Origin of the sequence: Synechococcus sp. H55.2 (genome assembly GCF_047462495.1) — a bacterium.
Taxonomy (GTDB): Bacteria; Cyanobacteriota; Cyanobacteriia; order Thermostichales; family Thermostichaceae; genus Thermostichus.
In genome coordinates, this window is record NZ_JANSJH010000130.1 from 1 (window position 1) to 3,229 (window position 3,229).

2 protein-coding genes are annotated in these 3,229 nt (G+C 57.2%); both read right to left on the reverse strand.

The window, feature by feature from the left end; genetic code table 11:
- Window positions 1–2,648 (reverse strand): PAS domain S-box protein (locus tag NW844_RS11900; RefSeq protein ID WP_414335915.1); only part of this gene is annotated, 2,648 nt, incomplete at its 3' end.
- A gap of 127 nt (window positions 2,649–2,775) precedes the next feature.
- A partial coding sequence (locus NW844_RS11905) for a hypothetical protein (protein WP_414335917.1) occupies window positions 2,776–3,229 on the reverse strand: 454 nt, incomplete at its 5' end.

A 3,229-nucleotide genomic window follows, 5' to 3' on the forward strand; every position in this document is an offset into this window, starting at 1 on the left:
CCCAGCTCGCGCACGGCGGTATTGAGGATCTCGGCTTCGTCGAGAGAATCGCGCACGCGGTCGGTGATGCGTTTTAAGATGGCCTCAAATTGCAAAGCCCGCTCCAGCTCGGCGGTGCGCTGCTGCACCTTCTCCTCCAGCGTTTGGTTCAGGGCTTTTACCTGCTCGTAAAGCTGGGCTTGCTGCAAGGCAATGGCCAATTGCTCCGCTAGCTCTTGCAAAAGCCTGATCTCCCACTCCTGCCAAGGACGGCTGGCGCGGCAGTGCTGCGCCACCAAGAGGCCCCAGAGCTCCTCCCCCCGCCGAATGGGGATCACCAAGTTGGCCTGAGCCTGGAAAGATGCCAAAAGCTCCCGGTAGCAGGGATCCAAAGGGGCCGTGGCCACATTGTCGATGGCCTGCACAAAGCCCTGCTGGTACTTGCGATAGCAGGGATCCTGATGAAAGTAGGAATCCCACACGGAGCGGCCCAAGTGGCTGGGGCAGGGATCCAGGACGGACTCGGCGGCTACAAATCCCCCTATGCCCTCCTGCAACTGGTAGATCATCACCCGATCCACCTGGAGAAACTCTCGCACTTCCGCCGCCGTGGTTTGTAGGAGGGGCTGCAAGTCCAGCTTCTCGCGGATCCGGCGCAGCAGGGATCCCAGAAGTCTTTCTCGCTCTGCCTCTTGCAGCAGCAGATCCTGGGCTTCTTTGAGAGGGGTTATATCCACAGCAATGCCGCAAACGGCATAGGGATCCCCTTGCCAATCCCGCAGGGCAAACTTGGTGATCCACTTTTCTTGCTTTTTGCCGTCTCGACAAATGGTGCACTCATAGCTGATGGGAGCGGGAGACTGGATGGCTCTTTGATCTTCCTTGCGCAACTCCAGAGCTTCCTCTGGCGAGAAGAGCTCCGTATCGGCCTTGCCGAGAACTTCTTCTGGGAGTTTACCGTTTTTCTGCAGGTAAGCTTGATTGACCTGTAAGTAGCGGCCCTGCAAATCTTTAACAAAGATGGGAAAAGGGATCCCGTCGAGGATGGCCTTGAGACGGGCCTCGCTCTCTTGCAGGGCCAGCTCTGCCTCTTTTTGCTCGGTGATATCTTCTGTGATGCCGGCAATGCGGATCACTTCTTGCTGCTCATTGAAAATAGGTCGGCAGGAAGTTCGCAACCAGCGCACCCGACCATCTCGATGGCAAATGCGATAGGTAACCGGCTTCTCTCCTCGGATAACTTGAGCTACGGCTTGCAGAACCTGAGGCAGATCTTCGGGGTGGATCCTGTCTTTCCACAGATCCGGCTTCTGGTAAAACTCCTCCGGCGTGTATCCCCAGATCTGCTTGCACTGAGGGCTTTTGTATAGGGATTGACTGAGATCCGGAGAATAGATAAAAAAGGTCACTGGCACAGCTTCGGACATTTCCCGGAAGCGGGCTTCGCTTTCCCGCAGCGCCAGTTCCGCCTCTTTTTGCTGGGTAATGTCGCGGGTGCTGCAGACGATTCCTGCCACCGCAGGATCCTGCAAAAGGTCGGTACAGCGGCTCTCTAGCCATACCCAATGGCCATCCGCATGCTGTGCCCGATAGATAAAGCTGAGCGTTTCGCCAGGTCGAGCCTTGAGGTGTTCAAGAGCACTAGCAACAATCTGCCGATCTTCTGGGTGAACCCAATCCAAAGGTATAGGTTCTCCCTCCTCAAGACAACGACCTAAAATTTTTTCAGCAACCGGGCAATTGAAGGGATAGACCAAGCCTTGGGCATCGATCCAGCACAAAATGTCGTGGCTGTTGTTGAGAAAGGCGCGAAAGCGCTCCTGTTGCTCTTGCACCTGTTGTTCCAGCCGCTTTTGCTCGGTAATGTCCAAGGCAATGCCGAGGCACCCCAAACCTTTGGACTCATCCTGCAGCTTCACGGCCAGGCGATAGACATAGCGCTCTTGGCCTTGAATGATTTCCTTGCCCTCCACTTGGAAAATCCCTTGCCGCTCTAGGTCGGCTAGAGCTTGGGAAGTGAACTCCAGCCACTGGGGGTACTGCCGAGCCACCTCTTGCAGGGAAGTGCCCAGCAGGTCGCCAAACCAGGCACGGTCGGTGGCATTTTGCAAAATCAGCACCCCCTGGGGATCCCTGGCCCATATGGCTGCCGGCAGGGCGTCCAAGAGGGCTTGCAATTGGGCTTCCCGCAGCCGCAGATTGTCTTCCAGTTGCTTCTGCTTGGTGATGTCTCGGCCGACCCCGCGAATAAACTGCAGCCGGCCCCGCCGGTCGAAGATGCCCTGGTTGATCCACTCAAACCACCGCACCTGTCCCGCCGCGTCCACCATCCTATCAACCCTCGTGAAAGTGGGCTGCTGAGGGGTGAGCTGGGCTATCTGCTGCCGCACCTGCTCTTGCTCCTCTGGCAACAAGGCCTCGATCCAGCGCCGGCCCCGCCAATTGCCAAAAACCCTCTGGCAGACTTCGTTACACTCCACCAATGTCGTATCGGGCCGCGCCAGGGTGACGATGTCGGGAAAACCAACCTGGGCCTGATGCAGCCGTCGCCTTTGCCAGAAGACAAGCGCCAGGAAAGAGGCTGCCCACAAAAGCAGCCACGGCCAGTTGCGCAAAGCATCCCTGACGACTAGGCTAACGGTTTCTAGAGTCTCCTCAGGAATAGTCATGACGGCTTAGCATTGCCGAAATTCTGTTCTGTGAAGGTTCGCAAAAGCACCTATCCAAATTCACACCCATTCTCGACAGCTTTCCAAGGATTGCCAAGTACTGCAATCAACAGCTTATGAGGAAACCTCACGGGTTCATATAGGCCTGAATCCAGCCTGCCAGCCGCTGCGCCAAGGCAAGGGCTTCCGGCTCGCCTTTTTTGATCGCCGATTGGCTACTGAAACAAGCGATCACTTCTTCAAGCTCTTGTTCAAAAACCTGGGGACGGAACTGCAACCGCACCTGAGCTTGTAGCTGAAAGCTTTCCTGTGCTTCTTTATCCAAGATCTCTTGTCCCAGCCGCTGCAGCCGCACCCCTTGCAATTGGGCGAGAGGATAAGAGAAGACCTGCTGCCGCCAGATCCCCCAAGGGCCACCCAGCCGGGTCAGGGTCACCCGCTGCCGCTCCCGATCCACACTCAAGATCTGCCCCAGCCCCCAAGGGATCCCAATCCCCAGGCCCGCTGCTACAGCCAGTAGCCCCAGCAGAGGGGAAGGCTGCCAGAGCTGGGATCCCAGCGCCAACAACCCCAGCCCCGCC